Annotated in this window: 3 protein-coding genes; all 3 read left to right on the top strand. The window is 67.3% G+C overall.

Annotated elements, in window-relative coordinates; all coding sequences use genetic code 11:
• On the top strand, positions 1 to 1,334 hold a 1,334-nt coding region (locus EOA28_RS27965), incomplete at its 5' end, for a type VI secretion IcmF C-terminal domain-containing protein (protein WP_281060931.1).
• Between the two features lie 117 nt (positions 1,335 to 1,451).
• The gene (locus tag EOA28_RS27970; RefSeq protein WP_127251795.1) at positions 1,452 to 2,225 is read left to right on the top strand and encodes a PP2C family serine/threonine-protein phosphatase; all 774 of its coding nucleotides are present in this window, start codon (positions 1,452 to 1,454) and stop codon (positions 2,223 to 2,225) included.
• A partial coding sequence (locus EOA28_RS27975) for a serine/threonine-protein kinase (RefSeq protein WP_148670892.1) occupies positions 2,222 to 3,861 on the top strand: 1,640 nt, incomplete at its 3' end. The genes EOA28_RS27970 and EOA28_RS27975, both read left to right, overlap by 4 nt.

Consider the following 3,861-nt stretch of genomic DNA (forward strand, 5'->3'; position numbering starts at 1 on the left):
ACCAGGACCTGCCCAAGCTCGGTCCCGAACTCATCGACCGCTACGGCAAGGAATTCGCCGCCGCCTGGAACGGCGTGCTCGACCAGCTGAAGCTCAAGGCGATGCTGAAGGACAAGCCGCAATATCTCGCGCTTTCCGCCCTCGCCGCGGCGGACTCGCCTCTCGACCAGCTGTTCACGGCGATCGCCGACGAGACCGCGTTGACCAAGGACGCTGCCGCTGCCGAGGGCGATACCGGGACGGCTGAGCCGGATCTCGCCAGCATGGCCAAGGGCCTCTCCCGCATCGGCCTGCAGATCGCCGGCGGCAAGTCCCAGAGCCGGGCCGGCGCAAGCTCGGCCCTTGCGCAGAACGCCGGCGCGAGCGTCGAGGCGCAGTTCCGCTCGTTCCAGGCATTGGTCAGCGGCAACCCCGGGCGCCGGCCGCTCGATGCGCTGACGCAGAACTTCCACGACATTTTTCAGAGCCTGAAGCTCGCGGCCGATGTCCCCACGCAGACCGAACGCGTCAACGCCAATCTGCAGCTGCAGATCTCGACCTTGCGCGCCAATGTCTCGCGCCTTCCCAAGCCGCTGGCGCGCATGGTCAACGCGGCGGCGGACGAATTCGAGGGCAATGTCGCGGAGACCTCGATCGCCAATCTCAACCAGACCCTCGACCAGACGGTGACGCGCCCTTGCGAGGAGGCTGTCAACGGCCACTATCCGTTCGCCCGCGACAGCAGCGAGGACATCTCGATGGCGGATTTCGCCAAGCTGTTCGCGCCTGGCGGCCTGATGGACCGTTTCTTCGCGCAAAACCTTGCGCCGCTGATCGACATGACCGGCCAGGAATGGAGCTGGAAGCAGAATGCGCGCTACAGCAAGGATCTTGCGAAATCGACCCTGAAGGCGTTCCAGGCGGCGGCGGAAATCCGCGCCGCCTTCTTCCCGTCGGGCGGGTCGACGCCGTTGGTGTCGATCACCTTCACACCCACCTCGCTGAACAGCGAAGCCGACAGCGCGGTGCTCAACGTGGACGGGCAGACAGTGCAGAGCGCCCAGGCCGGCAACGCACCGAGCATCGTGACATGGCCGAGCGGCGCCGCGTCCGGATCGGCGAGCCTCAGCCTCCTACCGGAAATGCCGGGACGCGAGTCCGCGCTCAAATTCGAGGGGCCGTGGGCGTTGAAGCGACTGTTCGACAAGGCGACCACCACCGGCGACGGCGCCAGCACCGAGGCGCGTTTCGTGATCGGTGGACGCGATGTCGCCTACACGATCCAGGCGGGCTCTGGGGCCAACCCCCTCGTCCTGCCAGCCTTGTCAGGCTTCAGCTGTCCGAAGGCGTTTTGAGATGGCCAGATCGGGGCTTTATTTCGATACTCTAATGTACCCGCTTGTGGCAGAGTGGCGTGGGCACGCGGCCCATGGCTGGTCACAGAGGACGCTCGCTGAGCGCTTGGTGGCAAATTGAGCACTGTCGCCCTTCCCATCGACAGCTTCGGCGTGAGCCACAAGGGCTGCGTGCGCGACCACAATGAGGACAATTACCTCATCGAGCCGCAGACCGGGCTCTGGGTGGTGGCCGACGGCATGGGCGGGCATGAGGCCGGCGAGGTCGCCTCGGCCAGTATCGTCGACCATCTGGCGACGATCGGCATTGCGAGCTCGGCCCCGGACCTTCGCGCCCGCTTCGAGGACAGGCTCAGCCGCGCCAATGCCGAGATCCGGGGCATATCGCGATCGCGCGGCATCACCATCGGCTCCACTTTCGCCGCCCTGCTTGCCATGGATGGACGCTTCGCCTGCCTGTGGGCCGGCGACAGCCGCATCTATCTCGTGCGCAACGGCTCGATCGTCCAGGTCTCGAAGGATCACACCGAGGTGCAGGAACTGCTCGACCGCGGCATGATCAGCGCGGAGGAGGCGCGCACCTGGCCGCGACGCAACGTGATCACGCATGCGGTCGGCGTCAGCGACGAGCTCGAGATCGATTTCCAGCAGGGCGAATTGATGCCGGGCGACGTTTTCGTCCTCGGCACCGACGGGCTGACGGCGCATGTCAGCGACGCCGAGATCGAGGCCGCGGCCAGATCCGCCACGCCGCGGGCGGCATGCCAGGCCCTCCTGGATACGGTGCTGGCGCGCGGCGGTACCGACAATGTGACCATCGTACTTGTGAAGATCGGCGGCAACGGCGCGCCCCATCCGGATCGGTCCGCAGCGGAGGGCCTGGCCAGATGAGCGACGACGACAAGACCCGGATCTCGCCGAACGTGACCTATGCCGGCGTCGGCACGCAGCTCAGCGGCATTTACGAGCTCGACGAGCGGATCGCCTCGGGCGGCATGGGCGAAGTCTATCGCGGCCACAACATCCAGACCGGCGATCATGTGGCGATCAAGATCGTGCTGCCCGAATTCGCGCGCGACCAGACGATCCTGTCGCTGTTCCGCAAGGAAGCGTCGATCCTCAACCATCTCTCGCATGACGCGGTGGTGCGCTACCACGTGTTCACCATCGACCCGGGGATCGGCCGCCCCTATCTCGCGATGGAGTTCGTGGACGGCCAATCGCTGTTCGACATGATGCGGCGCGGGCCGATGCCAAGCGACGATGTGCGCCGGCTTTGCCACCGCCTCGCCTCTGGCTTGAGCGCCGTGCATCAGGCCGGCGCGGTGCACCGCGACCTCTCGCCTGACAACATCATCCTGCCCGGCGGCCGGGTCGAGCGCGCCAAGATCATCGATTTCGGCATCGCGCGCTCGGCGACCGTCGGCGGCGAAACGCTGATCGGCGGCAAATTCGCCGGAAAATACAATTATGTTTCGCCGGAACAACTCGGCCTCTATGGCGGCGAGGTCAGCGAGCAATCGGATATCTACAGCCTCGGCCTGGTGCTGGCGGCGGCGCTGCGCGGCAAGCCGCTCGACATGAGCGGCTCGCAATATGAGGTCATCGAGAAACGCCGGACCGTGCCGGACCTGTCGGATATCGATCCCGATTTCCGCGAACTCATCGAAGCCATGCTGCAACCGGATCCGCGCGACCGGCCGGCGAGCATGGCTGAGATCGCCCGAGCAACGCGCGGTGAGGATCTCGAGCCGACATTGCCGCCGCCGGTGTCGTTCGGCGCGCGCGAACGCTCGGGCCTGCCGCGCGCCGGCTGGACGGCGCCGCCGGACTCCAAGCCCCAGACACCACCTTCCGGCGAGCCGCGTTTCGTCGAGCATGTGCGCCCCGCCTACCTGTCGGAGCCAAGGCCCGCGCCGGCCGCCACCCCGGCCAGCGCGCCCGCGCCGGCCGCGCCCAAAAAGCCTTCGCGCATGCCTGTCATCGCCGGCGGCGCCGCGGCGACCGCCGTCCTGGCGGTGGCGGGCCTCTATTTCAGTGGCGTCCTGGCGCCCATGCCGGTGGCGGAGACACCCAAGCCGCTGACTCCGAAGCCGGCCATCGAGACCGCCAAACCAGTGGCCGAGGCGCAGCAAGCGGAGACGCCGAAAGCTCAGCCGCAGGCGCCGGCCGCGGCTCAGCCGGAAGCACCGAAACCTGACACGGCGAAGCCATCCGCCCAACCTGAGGCGGAGGCCAGGACGCCCGTCGAGCAGCCAGCCACGCAGCCGGAGAGCGAGGCCAAAAGCCAGACGCCTCAGGTCGAGACCAAGCCGGTGCAGCCCTCAGCGCAACAGTCGCCCGCGCCGGCTCCCGGGCCAACGGCCGCCGAAGGCGAGAAACCGACGCGGCCGGCAAGCGAGCCGGCGATCAAGACGCCGGAACCGAGCCAGGCGGCTGAGAACAAGCCGGCGCAAGAGGCAAATCCGCCGGCAGCCAAGCCCAGCGTGAAAGACCTCGTGGATAAGCTTTCCAAGTTGCCTAAGCC

This window comes from Mesorhizobium sp. M2A.F.Ca.ET.067.02.1.1 (genome assembly GCF_004023285.1).
Taxonomy (GTDB): Bacteria; Pseudomonadota; Alphaproteobacteria; order Rhizobiales; family Rhizobiaceae; genus Mesorhizobium.